Source organism: Micromonospora sp. NPDC005163 (genome assembly GCF_053599835.1).
The window spans coordinates 1-21,682 of the sequence record NZ_JBSFYP010000093.1 but is presented as its reverse complement, the minus strand read 5'-3'; the positions used below and the strand labels follow the sequence as shown (position 1 = coordinate 21,682).

The following is a 21,682-nucleotide window of genomic DNA, read 5'->3' as shown; positions in this document are numbered from 1 at the left end:
ACCGCCGCCGTCTGGCACAACGACCACACCGGCCAGCCGATCATGCGCGCGCTCACCGCCTACGACCACTAAACCCCTTGGAATTGATCATCTAGCTGGGCTCCGGCTCCGGCCGCCAGCGGCGCGAGGTCGCCGGTCGGTAGCCGTTCGGAACCAGCTACTCCGGCGGCAGGCCCCACCCGGATCACGACGGCTCATTGGCCAGCGGCTGGCACCGTAGGAACCCCGTGATGGACGGCCCGTTCGACGGTGCGGACACCCGGGATGTCGACTACGTGCTCGGGCAGATCGGGAAACGGCTCTCAAGTCGGTTCACCGGCGTGTTCGGCCCGGAAACCGTCGAACGGTACGTCTTCGAGTCCTACATGTACCTGCACCGAACCGTCCGCCTCCAAACCCACCTGCCCGCCCTGGCAGAGAACTTCGCCGCCGAACGACTCACCGCCCTGGCGCAGGTCGAAGGCAGCATCGACAAACCCGTACCCGAGGTGCTGTTCCTCTGCGCCTACAACGCCGGCCGTTCCCAACTCGCCGCCGCACTCGCCGACCGGTACGCGCAAGGCAAGGTGCACGTGCGGTGCGCGGGCTCGCACCCGGCGCACTGGCTGGACCAGAACGTCATCGAGGCGCTCGGCGAATGGGGCGTCGACATCGGCCGGGCGTACCCCAAGCCCCTGACCTCGGACATCCTCGACGCGAGCGACGTGATCGTGACCATGGGCTGCGGCGACGCCTGCGCGGTCCTCGCCGGCAAGCGCTACCTCGACTGGGACATCCCCGACCCCGCCGGACAAGACCTGCCCTTCGTCCGAACCGTCCGCGACGACATCGATGCCCGCGTGCGAGCGCTGATCGACGACCTCACCCTGAGTTGATCTCAGAAAGCGCGAGGGCTGACAGGCGACTGTTCTGTTCGTGTGCGGGCACAACGTAGGCCGCTCCCAGATGGCCTCCGGCTGGCTGCGCCCGCTTCCGGCAGTCCCGCTCGGACGGACGGGGTTCCACCGACCGGCAGGCGCCACGCTCGTCGACCGGCTGACCTTGACGGCAACTGCCACGCTGTCGCGGCTCCACACCGTGCGGCCGATGACAGCAGCGAGCAGGCTACGAGCCGAGCCAGCGGTTCAGGTAACCGATCAGCCCGGTCAGGTCGGTGCCACCAGCCCGGTAGCCGATGTGCCCATCGGGACGGACCAGCAACACCCCCTTAGCGCCGGGGCCGATGCCCAACCGCCGCAGCGCCGGAGCAGCGGACGTGGGGGCCGCTCCGGTGGCGTCGGGCTCGGTCAGCCGGTGCACGGTGAGCTGATCCCGGGCCAACCCCGCGATGTCGACGGCCGGCCAGGCAGCGGATGGTCCGCACAGCAGCAGGTGCCATCCGGGCGTGGAGGTGAGCCCATGCAGTGTGCTGGCGTCTCCGGTGCCGGGCAGTGGGACGTCGGGCAGCCGGTCGCCGGGTCGTGGACCGGTGCGCGATGGGCGCGGCCCTTGCCACGACAGCGGGCTGTTCCGGTAGCTGATGCCCAGCTGCGAAACCGTCCGGAAGGCGGAGGCCCGCACGAACCGGGACGCGAGCACGACCGGGATGAGAGCGGGGGCGATCCTGGTACGAGCGAACCGGACGGCCGGATTGGTGGACGTCGCGACAGTGAACGCCCGGTCGCTGAAGCGCAGCACCATCCGGCCGACCGGCGCCCGTTCGGTCTCGTAGGTATCCAGCAGTGTCGAGGTGGCGTCGTCCCGCAGGGCCTGGGCGAGTTTCCAGCCGAGGTTGACGGCGTCCTGGATGCCGGTGTTCATGCCCTGAGCGCCGGCGGGGCTGTGGATGTGCGCGGCGTCGCCAGCCAGGAACACCGCCCCGGCCCGGTAGTGGGTGGCGGCGCGGTGGTGCAGCCGGAAGTTGGTCATCCAGACAGGATCACGCAGGCGCACAGTCGCATCGGTGTACGTGTCGGCGAGTGCCTGCACCTCGCCGAGGGTGACCGGGGCGTCTGATGAGACCACCTCGGCGGGTGGCCGCATGACCAACAGCCGCCAGGTGCTCGGGTGCCCGAGTGGGAAGAAGAACAACATCCCCCGCCCGGACAAGAAGACGTGCGCCGCCCCAATGTCGAGGCCGTCGGCCTCCAGATCAGCTAGGACGAACGTCTGCGGATACGCCGCGCCCTCGAATCCGATTCCGGCGAGGTGCCGTACGGCGCTGTGCGCGCCGTCGCAACCCACCACGAACCGGGCCGCCACCCGCTCCGCCGGGCCGTCCCCATGCCGCAACGTCGCCACCGCACCGTCAGCGGCACGGTCCAGCCCCACCAACTCGACGCCCCGTTCAATGTCAAGCCCCACCGCCGCCAGGTGCTCCCCCAGGATGCGCTCGGTCTCCGCCTGCGACAGGAACAGCAGATACGGATACGCGGTTCCCGACAGACCCAGGTCGAACAGCGGCACGGCACGCGCCCGCCCCCGCGCGTGCAGACACAGCCGCACCGCGCGGTTCCCGACGGCCACCAGCTCCTCGGTCACCCCGAGACTGGCGAGGACCTCCAGAGTGCGGGGCTGAATCGCCAGGGCACGGGACTCGTGAACCCGGTCGAGCGAACGGTCTACCACCCGGACCCGCACACCCAAGGCGGCCAATTGCCCGGCCATGGCGAGTCCGGTTGGCCCCGCCCCGACCACCAGAACCTCGACCGCGCTCATCGGATATCGATTCGTCGAGAGCCGTCGATCGCGACCGGTGCCGTCGGCGGAGCGGCTGAGGTCCCGAAGGCGATCACGTACTCAATGCCGATCATCCAGATCCCCTGGCTCGACGCGCGACTGACCCGTCTCGACCCGACGGTAACCCCATATCGCCAACAGCATCACGGACGCAATCCAGCCTGCGGCCAGCGGCGCACACGCCTCACCGATTGAGGTGGCCAAGGTGGGTGGCTCTCGGCGGTTCGCTGCCAGGCGCGCCGTTCTGCGTCGGGCGCCGGGCGTGTGGTGGCCGGGGACCGGCTGGGTGGGCACGTGGGCGAGTTTCGTCCAGTCCAGGCGCGCGGTACGTGCTCGGGGAGCCGCTCCGTGCCATCGGTGATCGTCATGCCGGCGACGCTACGTGGTCGGTTGGACTGCGATATGGTCTGCTTTCGTGGCAGATTCGCGGGCCAATTCGGAGGCCAGATCAGCGTCGGTGTTCGGCGTCGACCTACATCTGGACCTGACCGGCCCCGGCCTGCGCGCCGGGCTCACGGACGCCCTGCGGGAGGCCATCCGGACCGGACGTCTGGTGCCCGGCACCCGGCTACCGTCGTCCCGCTCACTCGCAGCCGATCTTGGTGTCGCCCGCAACACCGTTGCCGACACCTACGCTGAACTGGTCGCCGAGGGCTGGATCACCGCCCGACAGGGCTCCGGAACGCGGGTGGCCAAGCGGGCCGAACCGCGCGGCGCGGCGCCCGCCGCCGCTCGCCCGAGGCCCGCCCAGCGCCGTCCCACGTACGGCCTGCTGCCGGGTTCGCCGACCCTCGCGGAGTTTCCCCGCACGCAGTGGCTCACAGCAGCTCGCCGGGCTCTGACGGCGGCCCCGAACGATGCCTTCGGCTACGGCGACGCTCTCGGCCGGGTGGAGCTGCGTACCGCCCTCGCGGACTATCTGGCGCGGGCTCGCGGGGTGTACGCCGAGCCGGACCGGATCGTGATCTGCGCCGGTTTCCACCACGGTCTGACGCTGATGGCGCAGGTCCTGCGGGCACGGCGTGTGGCGGCGCTGGCAGTCGAGTCGTACGGCCTCGACGTCTATCGCGATCTGCTGACCAGCGCCGGCCTGCGTATCCCGCCCCTCTACGTCGACGAGCACGGCGCGCGCACCGACGACCTGGCGGGGTTGAACGCGGCGGGCGCGGCGCTGTTGACACCGGCGCATCAGTACCCGACGGGGGTCGCGTTGACCCCGCAGCGGCGCACCGCGGCGGTGGACTGGGCCCGCGCCACCAGCGGGCTGATTCTGGAGGACGACTACGACGGGGAGTTCAGATACGACCGCCAGCCGGTGGGCGCGCTGCAGGGCCTCGACCCGGAGCGGGTGGTGTACTTCGGCACGGCGAGCAAGTCGCTGGCGCCCGGGCTGCGGCTCGGTTGGATGGTGCTGCCGAAGGAGCTGGTCCCGGAGGTCGTGGCGGCCAAGGGGGACATCGACTACATGTCGAGCGCGCTGGAGCAGCTGACCCTCGCGGAGTTCATCGCCTCAGGCGCGTACGACCGTCAGGTGCGCTCGATGCGTGTGCGCTACCGGCGCCGCCGGGACGAGCTGGTCGCGGCGCTGGCTCAGCGGGCGCCCGGCGTCCGCGTGACCGGGATGGCCGCCGGGCTGCAAGCGGTCCTCGAGCTCCCGCCCGGCACCGAGGGTTCGGTCGTCCAGGCGGTCGCCCGCCAGGGCCTGGCGGTGGCCCGGATGGCCGACTTCCGCCACGAGCTGGCCGACCCGGAATGGCAGTTGGCCGAGCGGGACGCCCTGGTGGTCAACTACGCGGCTCCCTCGGACAGCGCGTGGGCGGGAGCGCTGGACGCACTGTGCAGGGTCATGCCCTAGGCCAGACCCGGTCAGAGGGTTGCCGCGTCGCCGGTTTGGTGAGGTTGTGCCAGGCCGCCGTTCAGGTGCTGGCCTGGCCGCCGCGCTTCGGGTTTCGCAACGGCTGGCACTCGTGGATGCTCCGGATCAACGCCGGATTGGCCCATGGATCTGGCACGGAACTGGACCAGAGCACAGTGCCACCCGGCGCGTAACTTTGCGGCCGTGACCACGAACCAAGCACCAGCAAACGGACAACACCCCCAGAGCGCATAGCGCGCCTGAACTGGACGAATGTCTACCAAGCCATGACTGCCTCGACAGGCCCGCGCGTCCCTCCGTCCCATCAGTGAGGGCGATCAGGGTCGGCGGCGGATGGCAGGACACCTTTCTCCCGCTGAGCGACCGGGCGTTACCGGCGCTGCTGTAGCGGGCCAGTCGTCGCGCGGACCGGTGCAGTCCAGCGGCGGCAGCGCACATAGCTCGACCTACCGAACTACGAATAATTGGGAGAAATGATGCGGGTATTTCTTGCCGGTGCGTCCGGCGTGATCGGGCGGCGGCTGATCCCCCGACTGGTTCAGGCGGGGCATGTGGTCGGTGGCATGACGCGATCGTCCGACAAGACGGAGCTGCTGGCGCAGCTTGGCGCCGAGCCGATCCTGTGTGACGTCTTCGACCGGGACGCCCTGATCCAGGCGGTTCGAGACTTCGAACCGGACGTCATCCTGAACGAGCTGACCGATCTGCCGGATGAGGTGGAGAGGATCGGTGATCATGCGGAGCTGAACGCTCGCATCCGGACCGAGGGCAACCAGAATCTGATCGAGGCGGCGCGGCAGAGCGGATCGCCGAAGATCCTGGCCCAAACCGTCGCCTGGCAGTTGCCGGACGGGCCCGACGCCCGGGCTGTCGCCGAGTTGGAGCGCGCCGTCCTCGCCGAGGGTGGCGTGGTACTGAGCTACGGACAGTTCTACGGGCCCGGCACCTACAACGAACAGCAGATCCCGGCCGAGCCTCGGGTCCAGATCGATCGGGCTGCCGAGCGCACGGTGAAACTGCTGGATGCACCGTCGGGTGTCGTCGTCATCACCGACTAGCGATCACGATCCGGCCGCCGTGCCGCGCCGAGTTCGGCCGTGGACCAGATCCGGGCCCGACGGCAGTGGCCCGGCGGCGGATTCCCCTTCCCACCTTCACCAATTCTTCGGTCCGCGCATCGCTGCGGCCGCCCTATGGAGCTGTCATGTCCTCGATTCCGGGAACCATCGACGCGCCCTCGACCCGTCGGCGGCGCACTCTCCCCGCCGGACTGGCGTTGACAGGTACGGCGCTCGCGTTCACCAGCCTGTATCTCGCGGCGGGTGTGCTGACGCCACTGCTGGTGCTCTACCGCCAGCAGTGGAACTTCGCACCGTCGCTGCTCACGCTGGCGTTCGCGGTCTACGCGATCGGCTTCCTCGCCGCCGTCCTCACCCTGGGGTCGCTGTCCGACCATGTCGGCCGGCGCCCGGTGCTGATCGGCGCACTGGTGATCCAGCTCGCGTCGAATGCCCTGTTCCTCGTCGCCCCCGATGTGAGCTGGGTGATCGCCGGGCGCATCGTGCAAGGTGTCGCCAGCGGCGCGGCGACGGCCGCCTTCACCGCGGCGCTCGTCGAACTCGCCCCGCCGAACAAGAAGAGACTGGGTACGATCCTCGGCAGTGTCGGCCTGACCGGTGGGCTGAGTGTCGGCTCCCTGCTGGCCGGTCTCGCCATCCAGCTCACGCCCAGAGCGAACTCGATCGTCTTCGCCGTCCTCGTCGTCCTCACGATTCTCGGCGCCGTCGTCATCGCCCTGTCTCCGGAGACCATGCCCCGCACCGCGGGTGCGCTCCGCTCGATGGTTCCGCGCGTCGCCGTCCCGCCCACTGCCCGAGCGGAGTTCGCCGCCGCGGCACCCGTGGTCGCCGCCGTCTGGATGCTCGCAGGTCTCTCCGGCGGGCTGGCCCCGAGCATGGTTCGCAGCGTCTTCCATCTGGACAGCGGCCTGCTCAACGGCGTGGCCGGGTTCATCGCGCCGGCGGTATCGGCCATCGTCGGACTGGCCTTCGCCCGCATTAACCCGCGGCGAGCGATGACCATCGGAATCTACGCGTCCCTCGCCGGGGCCATCGGCATCATCGGTGGAGTGTTCGCCGGAAGCCTGGCCGTCATGATCATCGGGCAGGCCATCGCCGGTGTCGGCTTCGGCGCGTCCTTCACCGCCGCGCTACGCCTCATCTTCCCGCTCGCAGCAGCGCACCAGCGCGCGGGAGTCGTCGGCGGAATCTACGTCGTCTCCTACGTTGCCTTCGGGCTACCCATCGTCATCGAGGGGCAGCTCACCGGTCCGCTCGGCGAGGTGCCGGCAGTCGTCTGCTACACCGCGTTGACCGTCCTCCTCACGCTCATCAGCCTTGCCGCCCAGACCCGCATCACACGGCGCACGCGCGGCTGACGGACGCAACGTAGGCAACCGACGAAGGACCTGGAAAGTGAACCAAACGGACCGACCCGATGCTGCCTCGTGGCTCGTCGCCCTGGACCTTGACGGAACCACGCTCCGCGAAGACGGCTCCATCAGCAACGCGGTGATCGAGCAGGTACGCCGGCTCGACGCGGCCGGCCATCACCTGGTACTCACCACTGGCCGCTCCTCCGCGACCACCATCCCGGTGCTTGATCAGCTCGGCATCGCGCCGCGGTTCCTGGTCTGTTGCAACGGCGCGGTCACCCTGCACCGTGACCCGGGTGCGCCAAGCGGCTACCGGCGAGAATGGGTGGAGTCCTTCGACCCGACCGAGGTGCTCCGGTCGATCCGCGCACACCTGGTAAACGTCCGGTTCGCAGTCGAGGACGAAGACGGCCGCTACCGGTACACGGAACCGTTTCCAGCCGCGACGACCGGTCTCGACAGCGAGCAGGCGAAGGTAGCGTTCGAGGAGTTGTGGAACCGGCCGGCCACCCGGGTCGTCGCGATTTCGCCCGGCCACGACCTGGACGACTTCCTCGCCGTGGTCGAGAAGATGGGCCTCCGCCAGGTGAGCTACGCCGTCGGCTGGACTGCCTGGCTCGACATCGCGGCCGAGGGCGTGAACAAAGCCACGGCCATCGAACGGGTACGCGCCGAACTCGGCATCCGGCGGGAACGGGTGATGGCCGTGGGCGACGGTCACAATGACATCGAGCTGATCAGTTGGGCCGCCGAGAACGGCCGCGGCGTGGCGATGGGTCATTCGCCCGTCGAGCTGATCGAAGCTGCCAGCGAAATCACCGGAACCGTACACGAAGACGGCCTCGCTCAGGTCCTGTCCACACTGAAGTGATCTCAGCAAGAGTTCGACGGCGGTGACGTTTCGCGATCTGCTGGTGGAGTCGGCCGTCTGCCAGACTGGGGAGACGCTACTCGCGATATCCGGCATGCTGTGGGCATGAGCGAGGAACCGAAAGGTCGTTCCGCACTGTCCGGCGACATGGTGTCCGCTTCGCCGCCAGTGATCTCTGTGATGTTGATCGTTCCAGATGCAGACGCTGCGGTCGCCTGGTACAGGACCGCACTGGGCGCGACAGAGTTGTGGAACCTTGGTGGCGTGGCCGGCCTTGAGATCAGTGGCGCCGCCTTCTTCCTCCACGAGGTCAATCCCAAGAACCCCGCAGAGACCAGTCCCGGCCAGGCGGGGGTCACGAGCACGCGCATCGAGGTGTTCGTCGATGACCCCGACAACTTCATCGAGCGCGCCGTCGCCGCCGGCGCAACCGCCGGAGCGGCAACCGAGGATCACCGCGTGCCGTGGGGGACGCACCGTCAAGGTGGCTTCACGGACCCGTTCGGTCACACGTGGTCTGTAGGCGATAGGTCCCCCCTGGGTCGGTTCCCACGCTGATCGGGCCAGCCGTCACATGGGCCGGCAGGATCGCGCAGCGCCTCATGGCGCGCGGTCTGTCCGGCTCGGACGCGATGTGTCACTGCCGTAGCTGGCGTCTGAAATAGGTCGACACGGGCCAATCATCCGTAGTGGACGATGCTGGATATGGGCGTGAAGTCCCCAGTAGAAGAAGGTCTGCCAAGATTTACTTCACCAGTCAGGACTCCACGTGATCGCCTATCGTGCCATGCTCGACGTCCCCAGGGAACTCGTGCACTACCTCGCCCAGTTGCTGGCCGCCGAGCGTCGCGCCCGCGGCACCCGCACGGGCACCAGGGCGTTGACCTGCTTCCGCCAGGCGCTGATGGTGCTGGTCTGGTTCCGCAAAGGCGAGGACAAGACCCTGCTCGGCACCGGCTTCGGGGTGTCGCGGGCCACCGCCTACCGCCACATCGCCGAAGCCATCACCGTGCTGTCCGCCCAGGCCCCGGACCTACACACCGCCCTGCAGCGGGTCGCCGACGAGGGCTGGTCCCACGTGATCCTCGACGGAAAACTGTTCACCACCGACCGCCTCACGGAGACGACCACCAGCGTCAAAGGCGAGCAGATCGACGCCTGGTACTCCGGCGAGCACCGCGACTTCGGCGCGAACATCCAGGCGATCATGCGCCCCGACGGGCTCCCGGTTTGGACCTCCGACGCCGCACCCGGCCACCTGCACGATTTCACCTGCGCCCAACTCCACGACATCACCGGCGCGCTGTACTGGGCCGCCTCGCAACTGGACCTACCCGCCCTCGCCGACTCCGGCTACGAGGGCGCGGGCCAGGGCATCCACACCCCGGTCAAACAACTCGCCGACAGCGACCGCCTCGCCATCGACAACCGCACCTACAACCGGCTCCTGCGATCCCTACGCGGCCTCGGCGAACGCGGCTTCGCCCTACTCATCGGCCGCTGGTACGCCCTACGCCATACCACCGCTAGCCCTCGCAGCGTCAGCGACATCGTCCGCGCCGCCCTCGTACTCACCCAATTCGAATACCGGTACCTACCAAATTCTCGTTGAGATCACGTCACTGTAGTCTCCCCCCATGCTGCGACCGGCCGGAGCTGACTTCCTGCCGATTCTCTACACGGCGCGCTCTATTGCCTTATGGCCAGGCGGCTGCCGATTTCTTGGACGCTAACTCAGTGGCAATGCGGTTGGTGATAATCATCGGACGAGGTGCCGAGGTCATCGTCGCGTCCGACCTTGATCCGTGACCACTGGGCGGTGCCCCGGCCCGCGCGGCGATGCCGCCAGGCGCTCACCGCGCGGGAGCGCCACGTGCTGGCGTTGATGGCACAGGGGTGTTCAACGCTGGCATCGCCGGCGCGCTCGTGGTGACCGTCGGAACCGTGGAAAGCACGTCGCGAGCATCTTCGACAAGCTGGGGCTGCCCCAGGACGAGGCCGACAACCGCCGCGTCCTCACCGTCCTGCGCTACCTGAGCTCGTAAGTCCGCACCGACCCCTTCCCTGCGACGAGCAGTGGGCCACCCTGATCGCAGCGCTCGAGGGCAGCCTCCGGCTGCACCCCACCGAGACTGAGCCGCGCCTGTTCTCGCTGATCCGGGCACCGTCCGTAAAGGACGGTATCCGGAGATCCTGACCTCCGGCCCAGACCTAAACGCCAGGATCTTACGAACCACCCTCGGAGTCAGGTTGCGAGTGATCTTGCGAGGATCGCAATTGCTCTGCCAGCCGCTGCCGGACCTGGGTCTGTCAACAGTTGTATCGCCTCGGCTACGCGGTCTTTTTGTCGGGCAATGGGGGCTAACCCCCATGTCGGGTCTCGGGTTTTCCGGCTGGTGCCGACATCGAAGATCTTCGTACGGTTTGCCCACAGTCGCTTTCCCGAAAGGAGCCTCAATGTGAGCGCACGTTCCGCAGTCCAGAGGACGGTGAGGTGGCGGAGGGTCGTGGCGGCCGCGACGGCTGGCGCGGTGCTGGCCGCGGCGGTCGGCGGTGGGGCCGGGTCGGCCGCGCCGCCGACCCCGGATCACCGGTCCACGGGCCACGGTGCTCCAGCACGGCCTCGGCGATCTGCACGACCTCGGCGTATCCGGGACGCAGGGCCAGGTCCGCGACGGAAACCGGGTGACCGTGGCCCGCCGCGGCGTGGCCGACCTGGACACCGGCACGCCAATGCCGGTCGACGGGTACTTCCGGATCGGCAGCACCACGAAGACGTTCGTGTCGGTGGTGCTGCTCCAACTCGTCGGGGAGGGCCGGATCGGGCTGGACGACCCGATCGAACGCTGGCTGCCCGGTGTCGTCAACGGCAACGGCAACGAGGGCCGGCACGTCACCGTACGCCAGGTCCTGCAGCACACCAGCGGCCTCTACGACTCCACCAACGACCTCGCCGCGCTGCAGTCGGCCGACGAGTTCCTGGCGCACCGCTTCGACCACTACACCGAGGCGCAACTGGTCGCGATCGCGATGCGCCACCCGCCGCTGTTCGCCGCCGGTACGCACTGGAGCTACTCGAACACCAACTACCTCCTGGCCGGGATGCTCATCAAACGGGTCACCGGACACCTGTGGTACACCGAGGTACGCTCCCGGATCCTGATGCCGCTGCACCTGACCCACACGTTCTACCCCGGCGACCGGCCGACCCTGCCCCAGCCCCACGCCGAGGGGTACCGGCAGTTCGCGCCGGGCGGGCCGCTGATCGACACGACCGTCTTCAATCCGACCGTGACCGCATCGGCCGGCGGCCTGGTCAGCACCCCCACCGACCTGGCCCGCTTCTGGCAGGCGATGGCGCGCGGGCAGCTGTTGCGGCCCGGACAGATGGCCGAGCTGCACCAGACCGTGCTGGCCGACGGGTTCCAGGAAATCCGGCCCGGCATCCGCTACGGCCTGGGCATCATGTGGATACCCAACCGGTGCGGCGGCTCCTGGGCGCACGTCGGCTCCATGCCCGGGATGAGCACCCTCGCCGCGGTCACCCCAGACGGGCACCGCTCGACGGTCTTGTACCTGGCCACCGAGCTGGCCGACCCGGACTGGGCAAAGGCGGTCATACAGCGGGAGATGGCACTGCTCGACGGCCTGATCTGCGGCTGACGGTCATCGGGGAAAGAACGGGAATTCGATGTACACCCGGTCGGCGGCGGCGAGGATCTTCGCGGCGCCGTCGACCGGGGGTGGATGTGTTGGTTGACGCGCCGCTTGACATCGGCGGCGGCCAGGCCCTGGCAGGAATCGCCGATCCGCGATCTGGTCGCAAGCCTCGGAGTCGAACCGAGCAGGCCGCCGTTATGAGCAGCAGCTGGACCCACGTCCGCCTGCGCCTCACTCCGCAGTGAATGGCATCTGGAGGCCGCAGCGGGACTCGAACCCGGCGTGCGCGGTTTTGCAGACCGCTCCCTGACCTCTCGGGCATACGACCCTGCGCGCCCCCGGACCGATTCGAACGGCCGGCCTGCGGTCCCGGAAACCGCTGCTCCATCCGCTGAGCTACGGGGGCACGGTGCAGGAGGAGGGACTCGAACCCCCAGGGCTACTGGTTTACAGCCAGCGCTAGACAGCCATCAGCTCCTGCCTGGGGTGACTGGCGGGTACTGACCCCGCACCTCCGGGACCACAACCCGGCGCTCTACCACTGAGCTACAGTCACAACTTCGGCCATTCGGCCAGTGCCCGCGGAGAGATTCGAACTCCCGACCCTCGCTTTGTAAGAGCGACGCTCTCCCCCTGAGCTACACGGGCATGCGCGGAGAGGGTGGGATTCGAACCCACGAGGGCGCTTACGCGCCCCACGCCGTTTCCAACGGCGTCTCCTTGACCACTGGCCTCTCCATTGCTCCCCCGCCTGGACTCGAACCAAGATCAGCCGGTTAACAGCCGGCCGCTCTGCCCCTGAGCTACGAGGGAATGGTCGCGCGTGCGGGGCTCGAACCCGCTCCATCGCCTTGAAAGGGCGAGGGCCTACCCATAACCGAACGCGCGGTGCTGTGCCCCGAGCTGGTGTCGAACCAGCGACCCCCGCCTTGTCGAGACGGTGCTCTCCCGCTGAGCTACCGGGGCTTGGTGGCGGGTGTCCGATTCGAACGGCGTCTCCGGGTTATGAGCCCGGCGTGGTGCCTCTCCACCACACCCGCAAGTGCCGCCGGAGGGAATCGAACCCACCTCAGTCCGGATCAGAAGTCCGGTGCCCGGCCATCAGGCGCCGGCGACTTAAACGATCTTGTGGGAGGCTGGGCCGGGTCGTCAGCTTCGGCCGAGGCCGTCACCCACTCGATCGAGCATTCTCGAAACCGAGCCCCCCGCTGTGCACAACGCGATAACTTCGCGATGTGGGCATCACCGGGGGGATAGCATGCGTTCTTCTGATCGCCGTCATCGTGGCGGGCCTCGTGCTCTGGTTGTTGCGGGCCGGATTCGGCCCTAAGAAGCCACCACCGCCACCATCGGACGTTCTAGAGCCGCCGGAGCACCCACGCGACCGCTGACGCGACGACCGACCGGTCCAGGCGCACCCCAATCAAGAAGATCACGTCCCCCGAGCGGGACTCGAACCTGCGACGGCCCGGTGCAGGAAACGAGCGCTCTGTCCACTGAGCTACCGGGGGAATTGGTACGCCGCCAGGGACTCGAACCCTGCACTTACTGAATAAGAGTCAGCAGCTCTACCCCATGAGCTAGCGGCGCTCGGCCGTCGAGCCGCGGCCACCTGAAGGTGCGGGCCGTTCGACGGCGGTGGTCGTTGGCGCAGACCACCTCACACTTCTCGATCTCGACGAGGGTTCGATCCCACGGAGCGCCGGCGCCCCACCAGTGCGTTCACCCCGACCTCCTTGTCGCGCTGGTGGTCGAAGTTCGGCCTGCTTGGCCCACGCGTAGTACCTCGAGGCGCCGATGTTGAGGACCCGTAGCAGGAGCGCGACCGCGAACTGGTCACGGTGTTCATAAATGAACGTCATGACCGTCGCCGGGTCGGGTCGAGCTCCGCCGCGAAATACGCGCTCGCCGCTTTCAAGATCTCATTCGCCCGGCGCAGCTCGGTGACTTCCCTACGCAGCCGGCGGTTCTCCTCCGCCATCTCGCTGGTCGGCCGGTCATGACGCTCGTCGGCGTCTGCCTCGGCTTGACGGATCCAGTTCCTGAGCGCCTCGTGATGCACGCCCAGTTGCTCAGCCGGCCGCCGGATCACGGGCTTCGGGTCCGACTCGCGGTACAAACGCACAGCGCGCTGACGTAGCTCATCGGGGTACTTCCAAGACCACGAAGTTAAGGTTGTCGCTGACGTGTCAAGCAGGTTGGGACCTCTGGGCTTGAGACGGTTTAGCTCCTGATAGGACAAGACGTCCGCCAAGATCGTCTTTGAGGAGCCTGTTGTCCCACCGAAGCCGTACCGTCGTCCTTTCCCGCACCGTCACGGTGGCCGAAGGCGTCTTCGCCCCTGGCCACCTGGGGGAGCTGACCAGACAAATCCCGTTCGAGCCGGTGGACGACCTGCTGGAGCGCACCCGCACGACGCAACGCCGGGTACGGCTGCTGCCCTCACGGGTGGGGGTCTATTTCACCCTGGCTCTGGCGATGTTTCCGATGCTGGGCCATGCACGGGTATGGGACAAGCTGGTCGCCGGCCTCGACGGGTTGTCCCTGCGCCGGCCATCGGAGAAGGCACTGCGAGATGTCCGCCGCAGGCTGGGTCCAGCCCCGATCAAGCTGCTGTTCGAGACTCTCGCCGGGCCAGTTGCCCGGCCGAACGTTCCGGGTGTGCGCTACCGGCGCTGGCGAACCGTCGCGTTCGATGGATGTAGCTCAACCAAGGCACCGGACCGACCACGAGCGGCCGCCTGGCTGGGGAAGATCAAGCACCGCTTCGGTCAGGACGGATACCCGATGCTGCGGATCGTGGCCTTGTGCGAGACGGGCACCCGTTCACTATTGGGGGCGGTGTTCGGGCCCGTTGACGTCAGCGAGAACGCGTATGCCGAGCAGCTACTCCCGCTGCTCGATGACGGAATGCTGCTGCTCAATGACCGGGGCTTCGACGCTGACGACTTTCTCGCCAAGGCGGCTCGCACCGGCGCTCAGTTGCTGGTTCGTCTCAAAGGCCGCCGAACCCCGGCCAGGCAATCGTGCCTTCCCGACGGCACCTACCTCACCCGGATCAACGGGGTGGCTCTTCGCATCATCGACGCTCACATCAGCGTGACCACCGGCAAAGGACTCCAACTGGGCGGCGACTACCGCCTGGCCACCACCCTGACCGATCATCGGCGATATCCCGCGCAAGAACTCATTGCGCTCTACCACGAGCGATGGGAAGTCGAGTCGGCCTTCTACTCACTACGCCACACCCTCCTGCAAGGGCTCGTCCTGCGCTCACAGGATGCCTACGGCATTGAACAGGAAATCTGGGCCCAGCTCACGCTCTACCAGGCCCTGCGCCGCGCGGTGGCAGAAGCCGTCGAGTCCGTTCCCGGCACCGACCCCGATCGCGCCGCGTTCACCGTCGCGCTCGAGACAGCCCGAGATCAAGTCGTCGCTGCGGACGGGATACTTCCCACCGTGATCAAGTCAACGCCCGGCCGGATCGCGCATGCCGTCCTCACCAATCTGCTGCCTCCACGCCGTCCACGAATCTCCGCGCGCCGCGTGAAGTGCCCTATCTCCCGATACGCGGCACCACCAGCACAGCGCCTGATCGACGGAGCGGCATCAATCACGAACATCACGATCACCGTGCTGCCCGCCTCGACACTTCACCCCGACGGGCGACGCGATCGAACGTTGCAACTCATGCGCACTGACCCACACCGACCATGGACCGCACGGGAAATCGCCGCCGGCCTCGGTCTGATCCATCACCGAGGCCTGACCGCCGAGCTCAGTCGCTGGGTCAAAGAGAACATGCTCTCGCGAACAGCCCCCGGCACCTACGCCCTCACCCACGAATGGACCCACCCCGAACAGCCCAGACAGCAACCGTCCATACCGAGTTGACAGACGTATCAGCGCCTTAACTTCGTGGTCTTGGGGTACTTCTTCGGTGCTGCCACGGACGACTTCCTCCCCACGGCCATCAGACCATGATCAAGAAGCTCCATAAAAGCGGGGGTGGCTCAGTCCGACACTGGATCGATTTCCTGTCCGGCAGACTGCCTCGATCCCGAGAACGTCCGCCGGACGGTGTCCGCCGCCAGCTGGCATATCTGGTCCCGGCCCTCCGGAACCGGTCGGAACGCTATGACTCGCTACGCGAGGTCGTCCGAGACGACATCAAGTCCCTTGCCTTCGCCGAGAACCAGACGCTGCTCCAGCGCACCGGTCGGCTGGGCGCCCTCCGCTCACTGTTCCGCCGGCTCAAGCGAGATCAGATGATCTTCCGTAACCCGACGACGCAGCTATCGCTCCCCGCCGACGATCGGCTCCCGAATGCCCGGCTCCTGCCCGACAAAGAACTTCGGCGAGCGATCGACTGGTCTACCGGCAAACCAGAGCGAGCCGTCCTGGTTGGGCTAGCAGTGGGACAAGCTCTCCGACCAGCTCAGATGCGCCGCCTTCTGCTGGACGACGTCAACCTGGGGGAACGGGTCCTACTTGTCGACGGGCAGCCTTGGCCTCTGCACGACCTCACGCTTGGGGCCCTGACGTCCTACCTCGACCACCGCCGGGCCCGATGGCCCAGCACCCAAAATCCGCACCTGCTGATCAGCCAGCAGACCGCAGTTGAGATGGGAGAAGTCAGCAGCACCTGGCACAAGATCCACATGAAATCGCTCGGCATCACCCTAACCGAGCTCCGCCACGACCGGCTGCTCGACGAACTTACTGCTCACGGCCCCGACCGACTGCACTTTCAGGCCGTATTCGGTTGCAGCAAGGAGACCGCCCTGAAGTACCTGCGGCTCGCCGAACAGCTTTTCAGCGATGAACCTCGATTCCATTCGAAGGGTGAGCAATTGACATGACGAGCGCCTTGGGCCACCGTGTCCGCCCGCAGGGCCTCCCATAAGGTGGCTCTCCATGGCCATACCTGAGTGGCTTCGGTCGTGGAAACGGGGCCCAGATAGGCGTCTCTTCTGGGCCCAGTGCGGAGTGTTACTCCATGATCAATGTGCGGGAGTTCGGGTCCCGCCCTGGAGGCGTCGGCGGGTGAGCGCAAGCATGTCGATCAACCAGCCGGGGCCGCCGGTGATGTCTTGGCCGCGGAGAAGGGCATTTCACGCTCGCCGCGCAGCGCCGATCGACTCCTCGAAGGCGAGGACGTCCTCGAAGAGCAGGACGGCGCGCTCCCGGTGAGCTGGCGGCGATGGACCCTTGTGATTCAACGCGCGCGGCGGTAGTGCATGGCCACCGCGCCGTTGCGGAGCGGCTCCGCCGATAGCAGCTCGAGCTGGCGCGTGCCGGGCAGCCCGCTCTGGTACAGCGTCGGGCCGTGGCCGGCGATCCTGGGATGGACGAGCAGCTTGTACTCGTCGATCAAGTCCAGCCGGTCGAGCTCGGTCGCGAGCTTGCCGCTTCCGAGGAGGACCCCGTCCGGGGTCGCGTCCTTGAGCTTCTGCACGCCCTCGCGCAGATCACCGGCGATGTGGTAGCTGTTGGCCCACGAGAAGTCCTTGCGCGTCGCCGACACCACGTACTTGGGCTTGGCCTCCAGCTTGACCGCCCACTCGCGTATGGCCGGCGGCGCCTCCTCGTCGCCGCGGGCGACGGCCGGCCAGTAGCTCTCCATCATCTCGTAGGTGACGCGACCCCACAGCATTGCCCCGCCCTCGTCCATGAGACGGGTGAAGAAGGCGTGGGTCTCGTCGTCGGCGATCCCCTCCTGGTGGTCGACGCAACCGTCCAGGGTGAGGTTGAGGCTGAAGGTGAGCAGTCCCATGGCCGGCGACTCTACGCCACTACGGCGTCGCGGCCAGGCGGGCGTCGCGTCAGCGAGCTCGAGGTACACGCGCCCCGGGTCCCAAACTCACGCCCAATGAACCCCGCCGGAAGACGCCGGGACCCAAACTCCCGCCCAGTCGGGACCGCTACTCGCAATGAGAACCACCTGAGTTTCTCGTCGCCCTGCGCACCCAAATCGGCCACGCCCCGCTGCCGCTGTCCGGCGTCATCGCGGTCGTGCTCGACGAGGAAAATCGCGTACTGATGGTTCGGCGTTCAGATACCGGAGACTGGGCCCTCACCACAGGATGCCTGGAACCCAGCGAACAGCCAGCGGACGGGGCGGCCCGCGAAGTATTCGAAGAGGTCGGCGTTGAGGTCACCGTCGAGCGACTGCTGTCGGTCGAAGCGCTGGACCTATCTGTCGCGCCCAACGGCGACCAGGTCTACTGGCTCACGGTTGGTTTGCAATGCCGACTCCTGCGGGGTCGGGCGCGGGTCAACGACGACGAGTCGGTGGAGGTCGGCTGGTTCGACCTGCATGCCGTTCCACCTCTGCCACCCCATCAAGCCCGCTGCCTGGCCCTTGCCGCCGACCAGGACTCCGCTGCCTGGATTGCCCGACCGACGTTCGAAGCTGGCTAAACACCCCGCTCACCAACCCGGCCGCCGGCTCAACTTCACCTCGAACTTGAAGGCGAGGTGCTGTTCAAGGCGTTGGAGGGGTTCCAAGTTCGTCCTGAAGCAACTTCAGTTCGCATGAACTTAGGCGGGTCGCGGACGACGGGATTCGAACCCGCGACCTTCACCTTGGCAAGGTGATGCGCTACCAGCTGCGCTACGTCCGCATGGAGCCGTCGGCCGGGATCGAACCGGCGACCTGCGCCCTACCATGGCGCTGCTCTACCGACTGAGCTACGACGGCGTGGTGCCCCGAGCGGGATTCGAACCCGCACTGTGCGCGGTTTGAGCGCGCTGCCTCCTACCGGGTTGGGCTACCGAGGCGAGATTCCGCTGGTTGCAGGGAGGTGGAAGCAACTTGCGCCGTTCATCGCCGCCGGCCGGCCGCTGCCGAATACCATGACGAAGATGTCGCGCTTCCAGCCGCCGCGCCAGCCCACGACGATGGACGCGGCGCAGCGCCGCGAGATCCGGCGGAGGTGGGTCGAGAGCTGGCGCAACGCCGGTCTGCCCGAGCCGACCAGGCAGGGCCGGGGCCGCATCGCCGACAAAGTGGTGGAGGCGGTGGCGGATCCATTCAAGTCCTGCCAGCTGCCCGCGGCGGCTGCCGAGAGCAGTGACATCTCAGTGAAGACCGACCTCGCCGGGCGCGGGGGCCAGTAGGGAGTCAGCCGGGCCGCGGCTACCGGCCGGGTACTCCTGTAACGGCACCGCTCCCGCCCGCCAGGCTTCGAGCACCGGCTCCACGATGCGCCAGCATTCCTCAGCGGTGTCGCCCCGCACCGACAGCGTCGGGTCGCCGTCGAAGGCGCCACGAAGCACCTCCCCGTACGGCGGCAGGTCGCCGGGGCCAAAGTGCGCCACCAGCTGCACCTGATCAAGTCCCAAGGGTTCCCCCGGGCCGTTGATGTTGACGTCGAGGCCCAGCTGGTCCGGACCGAAGCCAATCCGCAGCCGGTCGGGTTGCTCGTATCCGGAGAGGCCGGTGGGCACCCGCGGAGGTTGTCTGAAGGTGACGACGGCCTCCTTGCGCCGGCCGGCCAGCGCCTTGCCGGAGCGCAGTCGAAACGGCACACCCGCCCACCGCCAGGTGTCCACGGCCAGCACCACCTCCGCCAGGGTTTCGGTCCCCCGGGCCGGGTCGATGCCGGGCTCGTCGGCGTACGCGGGCAGTCGCCGCCCGTTCACCTCCCCCGCCGTGTACTGGGCCCGCCCGCTCCACCGCACCGGATCGCCGTCCCACACCCTCGTGGCCCGCAGCACCTGCGCCTTGCGGCCCCGCAGTTCCCTGGCGTGAAGGGTGGGCGGCGCATCCATCGCCATCAACGCTAGGACCTGCAGCAGGTGACTCTGCACCATGTCGACGAGCGCGCCCGCGCCGTCGTAGTAGCCGGCCCGGCCCTCCAGGCCCAGGGCCTCGTCGAAGACGATGTCCACGCAGGCCACGTGTGCGGCGTTGAGCACCGGTTCGAAGATCCGGTTGGCGAAGCGCAGACCGAGGATGTTCACCACCGTGGACTTGCCCAGGAAGTGGTCGATGCGGTGTACCTGGTCCTCCGGCACCAGCCCGGCCAGGATGTCATTGAGCGACCTCGCCGAATCGGCGTCCGTACCGAATGGTTTCTCCAGCATCAGCCGGGTACCGGGCGGCAGACCGATGCGGGCCAGCGCTGCGGCGGCCCGGGCCGTGATCACCGGCGGCAGGGCGAAGTAGATCACCAGCTGGTTGTGGCAGGCGGCCAGCAGCCGCCGCAGGTCTTCCTCCCCGGTAACGTCGGCACGCAGGTAGCGGGTGGTGCGGACTATCTCGGTCTCCCGAGGCCCGTCCGCCCCCACCGTCGCGAAGGATTCGGCCACGCGGCGACGCCACCGCTCGTCGTCCCAGTCGTCCCTGCCGCTGCCGATCAGCGCAAGGTCCGGCTGGGCGCCCGTGGCCACCAGCCGACCCAGCCCGGGCAGGAGCAGGCGCTCGGCCAGGTCACCGGTGGCGCCGAGCAACAGCAGCGTCTGGGGTTCGGGGTCCCCGGGAGCGGGACGGTCGGCCACGGAATTGGCGGCGCTCGGGGTCGATGTCGTCATGCACCCACCATGCCTTGCCGGTCGGGTGGGTACGCGTCCGTTTGCCCGGATTTATCTGGTCGTCGCGCATCGGAGGCCGGCTCGATCTATGGCGGGATCAGCGCCCGGGGTAGTCCGCGTCCGAGTCGGGCGTCGATTGTGACCACAGCGCGAGGGGAAGACCGTGTACTACCGCGACGGCGCCGTCGCGGCGCTGGCCGAGCTGCAGTCGTACCTCGCCCCCGGCGGCCAGACGTTGCCGTACGCGTCCAGCGCATCGAGCTCGCTGCCGGGCATTATCGGTGGCGGGCGACGCGCAGCGACTCGGCAGCTATCAGGAGCGCCGCACCGAGGAGCACTGTGTCCTTCAAAAGGAATTGCCCCAGCTGAGAAAGGCTGAACATCCCCTGCCCTTCCTGCCGAGTCCCGGGTGCCGTGGCCAGGAAACTGAGCGTGGTGAGGAACATCCCCGCCGCCCCGAAGCTACCGATCGCCGACGCTCTGGGCGCAAACGGCTTCGCGGCGATCAGAGAGCCCACGGTGATCTCCGTGACACCGATGAGTCGGTTGAGCTTTTGTGCGCCCAGCTTTTCTCGGAACCGCGAGAACAGCGGACTCGAGGTGACCAGGGGTTCGTCGTTTTCGACCTCGTACTGCTTGAATTTGAGCGCACCGATCCACAAGATGTTCGTCGCCAGTGCGGAGCGCAGGACCGAGAAGCCTACGGAAGCGAGGTCATCGGCCGAGGCGTGTCGTGTGCCCATCGCTCGCTCCTAGTCGCTGTGTCGACGGTCGGCGTGCCGGGGACCATTACCCGCTGGGACCCGCCACACACCGAGGACGTGCCGGTCTGGCCCGACTTGGACACCGTCCAAGCCGCCGTCGACGCCGTTCGGCACGAATACAACACCAACCGGCCGCACCAGTCCCTGAAGATGGCCGTCTCCGCCGACCGCTTCACCCCCGCCAAGGCTGCCGAGGAGATGGTGCCGGTGAAGCTGCCTCCCCGGCTCACTTAACCCGTCGACCAGACCCTCGTCTCACCGTCGCCTCCGGTCCCGGCGCCCGTTCAGGTGGTGGCGGGGGCGGTGAAGTTCGACCGGGTGGTGCCACCGTCGGGGAATCTGCAGGTGGCAGGTAAGCAATTCTGGCGGCCCGGCCTGCTCCGGTGTGACGGTCACGTCCTGGGCAGACACCGATGTCATCCATCTCCTGATCGCCGGCGTCCGGCTCAAGTCAGTGCGCTCCAACCTGTCCGCCGCCGACCTCGCTGCGCTGCTGCGCCAGGAGGCCGTCCCGCTGGTGAGCCGCCGTTGCCGCCGGCGCCACCGGGTGAAGCGGTCCAGGTCGACCGAACCATCAGCCGGGCAGGTCGCGTTTTCCTGGGCCAGCACATCGTCCTGGCCGCCGAGATCCTCGGCGGGCAACGCGTCGGCATCCGCAGCGATGACAAGACCAGCTTCTTCGACCGACACCCGCTAGTGTCCTGCGCCGGAAATTCGCCTACAAAATCGGGCGAGTGATTCGAGGATCTCTTCTGCGGTCTTGGTCCAGATGAACGGTCGCGGATCGTTGTTCCAGGTGGCGATCCAGGAGCGGATGTCGG

General features: G+C 67.8%; 18 protein-coding genes and 16 tRNA genes. 13 read left to right on the top strand and 21 right to left on the bottom strand.

The features are described from left to right. Positions 1-230 precede the first annotated feature (230 nt). Positions 231-875: an arsenate-mycothiol transferase ArsC gene (locus tag ACWD6N_RS34580; RefSeq protein ID WP_449939430.1), complete on the top strand. Its 645-nt coding sequence runs from the start codon at positions 231-233 to the stop codon at positions 873-875. Between the two features lie 229 nt (positions 876-1,104). Here ACWD6N_RS34580 and ACWD6N_RS34575 read toward each other — a convergent pair whose 3' ends face one another. Then, the gene (locus ACWD6N_RS34575) at positions 1,105-2,697 is read right to left on the bottom strand and encodes an FAD-dependent monooxygenase (RefSeq protein WP_449939427.1); all 1,593 of its coding nucleotides are present in this window, start codon (positions 2,695-2,697) and stop codon (positions 1,105-1,107) included. Positions 2,698-3,133: 436 nt separating this feature from the next. Here ACWD6N_RS34575 and pdxR point away from each other — a divergent pair, with 436 nt between their 5' ends. The 7 genes from pdxR (at position 3,134) to ACWD6N_RS34540 (ending at position 11,562) form a co-directional block, all read left to right on the top strand. Beyond that, on the top strand, positions 3,134-4,573 hold the full coding sequence (gene pdxR / locus ACWD6N_RS34570; protein WP_449939424.1) for a MocR-like pyridoxine biosynthesis transcription factor PdxR: 1,440 nt from the start codon (positions 3,134-3,136) through the stop codon (positions 4,571-4,573). Positions 4,574-5,067: 494 nt separating this feature from the next. Then, positions 5,068-5,652 (top strand): SDR family oxidoreductase, encoded by a 585-nt coding sequence (locus ACWD6N_RS34565; protein WP_449939458.1) that lies wholly within the window; start codon positions 5,068-5,070, stop codon positions 5,650-5,652. A gap of 146 nt (positions 5,653-5,798) precedes the next feature. Then, positions 5,799-7,031, top strand: coding sequence for an MFS transporter (locus tag ACWD6N_RS34560; RefSeq protein ID WP_387326272.1), 1,233 nt, complete (start codon positions 5,799-5,801; stop codon positions 7,029-7,031). After that, on the top strand, positions 6,991-7,899 hold the full coding sequence (locus ACWD6N_RS34555; protein ID WP_449939422.1) for an HAD family hydrolase: 909 nt from the start codon (positions 6,991-6,993) through the stop codon (positions 7,897-7,899). The genes ACWD6N_RS34560 and ACWD6N_RS34555 overlap by 41 nt, the downstream gene beginning before the upstream one ends. A 105-nt stretch (positions 7,900-8,004) precedes the next feature. Continuing rightward, entirely contained in the window at positions 8,005-8,457 is a 453-nt protein-coding gene (locus ACWD6N_RS34550; RefSeq protein WP_450006265.1) for a VOC family protein, read from the top strand. Between the two features lie 211 nt (positions 8,458-8,668). After that, positions 8,669-9,511 (top strand): transposase family protein, encoded by an 843-nt coding sequence (locus ACWD6N_RS34545; RefSeq protein ID WP_449939418.1) that lies wholly within the window; start codon positions 8,669-8,671, stop codon positions 9,509-9,511. Positions 9,512-10,506: 995 nt separating this feature from the next. After that, positions 10,507-11,562: a serine hydrolase domain-containing protein gene (locus ACWD6N_RS34540; protein WP_449939415.1), complete on the top strand. Its 1,056-nt coding sequence runs from the start codon at positions 10,507-10,509 to the stop codon at positions 11,560-11,562. Between the two features lie 250 nt (positions 11,563-11,812). Here ACWD6N_RS34540 and ACWD6N_RS34535 read toward each other — a convergent pair. The 14 genes from ACWD6N_RS34535 to ACWD6N_RS34470 all read right to left on the bottom strand — a co-directional run bounded on the left by ACWD6N_RS34535 (position 11,813) and on the right by ACWD6N_RS34470 (position 13,801). Next, positions 11,813-11,887 (bottom strand) — tRNA-Cys (locus ACWD6N_RS34535). Positions 11,888-11,892: 5 nt separating this feature from the next. Beyond that, positions 11,893-11,965, bottom strand: a tRNA-Arg gene (locus tag ACWD6N_RS34530). Positions 11,966-11,969: 4 nt separating this feature from the next. Next, positions 11,970-12,040 (bottom strand) — tRNA-OTHER (locus ACWD6N_RS34525). Position 12,041: 1 nt separating this feature from the next. Continuing rightward, positions 12,042-12,115, bottom strand: a tRNA-His gene (locus ACWD6N_RS34520). Between the two features lie 20 nt (positions 12,116-12,135). Continuing rightward, positions 12,136-12,207: transfer RNA gene (locus tag ACWD6N_RS34515), tRNA-Val, on the bottom strand. Between the two features lie 5 nt (positions 12,208-12,212). Next, positions 12,213-12,297, bottom strand: a tRNA-Ser gene (locus ACWD6N_RS34510). 4 nt (positions 12,298-12,301) lie between these two features. Further along, a tRNA-Asn gene (locus ACWD6N_RS34505) sits at positions 12,302-12,372 on the bottom strand. Position 12,373: 1 nt separating this feature from the next. Next, positions 12,374-12,447, bottom strand: a tRNA-Glu gene (locus tag ACWD6N_RS34500). Between the two features lie 6 nt (positions 12,448-12,453). Continuing rightward, positions 12,454-12,525, bottom strand: a tRNA-Val gene (locus tag ACWD6N_RS34495). 5 nt (positions 12,526-12,530) lie between these two features. Then, positions 12,531-12,599 (bottom strand) — tRNA-Met (locus tag ACWD6N_RS34490). A gap of 3 nt (positions 12,600-12,602) precedes the next feature. Further along, positions 12,603-12,675 (bottom strand) — tRNA-Arg (locus tag ACWD6N_RS34485). A gap of 321 nt (positions 12,676-12,996) precedes the next feature. Beyond that, a tRNA-Arg gene (locus tag ACWD6N_RS34480) sits at positions 12,997-13,070 on the bottom strand. A gap of 3 nt (positions 13,071-13,073) precedes the next feature. Further along, positions 13,074-13,149 (bottom strand) — tRNA-Lys (locus ACWD6N_RS34475). Between the two features lie 268 nt (positions 13,150-13,417). Then, the gene (locus ACWD6N_RS34470) at positions 13,418-13,801 is read right to left on the bottom strand and encodes a transposase (RefSeq protein WP_450006269.1); all 384 of its coding nucleotides are present in this window, start codon (positions 13,799-13,801) and stop codon (positions 13,418-13,420) included. Between the two features lie 32 nt (positions 13,802-13,833). On the opposite strand from ACWD6N_RS34470, the gene ACWD6N_RS34465 reads away from it, so the two are divergent. Both ACWD6N_RS34465 and ACWD6N_RS34460 read left to right on the top strand, forming a co-directional pair. Next, positions 13,834-15,453 carry an IS4 family transposase gene (locus tag ACWD6N_RS34465; RefSeq protein WP_450006263.1) on the top strand — a complete coding sequence of 540 codons (1,620 nt, stop codon included), beginning with the start codon at positions 13,834-13,836 and terminating at the stop codon, positions 15,451-15,453. Positions 15,454-15,539: 86 nt separating this feature from the next. Continuing rightward, entirely contained in the window at positions 15,540-16,421 is an 882-nt protein-coding gene (locus ACWD6N_RS34460; protein WP_450006261.1) for a hypothetical protein, read from the top strand. A 356-nt stretch (positions 16,422-16,777) separates the two neighbouring features. Here ACWD6N_RS34460 and ACWD6N_RS34455 read toward each other — a convergent pair whose 3' ends face one another. Beyond that, on the bottom strand, positions 16,778-17,335 hold the full coding sequence (locus tag ACWD6N_RS34455; protein ID WP_354968170.1) for a dihydrofolate reductase family protein: 558 nt from the start codon (positions 17,333-17,335) through the stop codon (positions 16,778-16,780). Positions 17,336-17,520: 185 nt separating this feature from the next. On the opposite strand from ACWD6N_RS34455, the gene ACWD6N_RS34450 reads away from it, so the two are divergent. Beyond that, a complete protein-coding gene (locus ACWD6N_RS34450; protein ID WP_450006267.1) occupies positions 17,521-17,982 on the top strand; it encodes an NUDIX domain-containing protein in 462 nt (153 codons plus the stop codon). 130 nt (positions 17,983-18,112) lie between these two features. On the opposite strand, the gene ACWD6N_RS34445 is transcribed toward ACWD6N_RS34450, so the two are convergent. The 3 genes from ACWD6N_RS34445 to ACWD6N_RS34435 form a co-directional block, all read right to left on the bottom strand. Beyond that, positions 18,113-18,185, bottom strand: a tRNA-Gly gene (locus ACWD6N_RS34445). Between the two features lies 1 nt (position 18,186). Further along, positions 18,187-18,262: transfer RNA gene (locus ACWD6N_RS34440), tRNA-Thr, on the bottom strand. Between the two features lies 1 nt (position 18,263). Continuing rightward, positions 18,264-18,342: transfer RNA gene (locus ACWD6N_RS34435), tRNA-Leu, on the bottom strand. A gap of 84 nt (positions 18,343-18,426) precedes the next feature. Between ACWD6N_RS34435 and ACWD6N_RS34430 the strand changes: the two genes are divergently transcribed. Then, on the top strand, positions 18,427-18,681 hold the full coding sequence (locus ACWD6N_RS34430) for a hypothetical protein (protein WP_354968171.1): 255 nt from the start codon (positions 18,427-18,429) through the stop codon (positions 18,679-18,681). On the opposite strand, the gene ACWD6N_RS34425 is transcribed toward ACWD6N_RS34430, so the two are convergent. Further along, positions 18,643-20,097, bottom strand: a complete 1,455-nt coding sequence (locus tag ACWD6N_RS34425; RefSeq protein ID WP_450006259.1) for a glucose-6-phosphate dehydrogenase — start codon at positions 20,095-20,097, stop codon at positions 18,643-18,645. The two genes, ACWD6N_RS34430 and ACWD6N_RS34425, sit on opposite strands and share 39 nt — an antisense overlap. Before the next feature lie 275 nt (positions 20,098-20,372). Further along, positions 20,373-20,840 carry a YkgB family protein gene (locus ACWD6N_RS34420; RefSeq protein ID WP_354968173.1) on the bottom strand — a complete coding sequence of 156 codons (468 nt, stop codon included), beginning with the start codon at positions 20,838-20,840 and terminating at the stop codon, positions 20,373-20,375. A gap of 33 nt (positions 20,841-20,873) precedes the next feature. Between ACWD6N_RS34420 and ACWD6N_RS34415 the strand changes: the two genes are divergently transcribed. Beyond that, on the top strand, positions 20,874-21,095 hold the full coding sequence (locus tag ACWD6N_RS34415) for an integrase core domain-containing protein (protein WP_354968174.1): 222 nt from the start codon (positions 20,874-20,876) through the stop codon (positions 21,093-21,095). The last annotated feature ends 587 nt before the right edge of the window (positions 21,096-21,682 follow it).